Source organism: Mycobacterium sp. NGS57 (assembly GCF_059812405.1).
In genome coordinates, this window is sequence record NZ_JCALCP010000036.1 from 1 (window position 1) to 595 (window position 595).

Annotated in this window: 1 protein-coding gene; it reads left to right on the forward strand. The window is 82.9% G+C overall.

Features of this window, described 5'->3' with window-relative positions; genetic code table 11:
* The coding region (locus tag AC5Y43_RS24965) for a hypothetical protein (RefSeq protein WP_499977306.1) at positions 1-595 on the forward strand (595 nt) is incomplete at both ends.

The following is a 595-nucleotide window of genomic DNA, read 5'->3' on the forward strand; positions in this document are numbered from 1 at the left end:
ACTCCCCCACCACGGCGGGCGCTAATGGCGGGGTTGGGGGCAGCGGCGGCGCGGGTGGCAGCCACGGCGATGGCGGCGCCGGCGGGGCCGGCGGCACTGGCGCGGGAGGCACCAATGGCGCGCCCGGGGTGGGCGCGGGTGATTCCGGCGGCAACGGCACCGACGGCGGCGCCGGCGGTGTGGGTGGCGCGGGCGGTGCGGGCGGCTCGGTGTCCGGCAACGGCGGCGCCGGCGGGGCCGGCGGGCAGGGCGGGGCGGGCGGTCACGGCGGCGCGGGTCTCGACGGGACGAGCGGCTCGACACCGGGAGGCGCGGGGCAGGCCGGCGGTTCGGCGGGTAGCGGCGGCGACGGCGGGGCCGGCGGCGACGGCGGCATCGGCGGGCTGGCCGCTCACGGCGTTAACGGGCTGACGGGTGTCGGCGGTGCGGGCGGCAATGGCGGCAACGGCGCCACCCCCGGCGATGGCGGGGCCGGCGCGGCCGGCAACGCCGCGACCCCCGACGGCGGCGCCGGTGGGGCCGGCGGCAACCTCGGCATCGGCGGTACCGGCGGTGTCGGCGGCAGCGGCGCCGGCCAGGGCGCCCACGGTCTTGC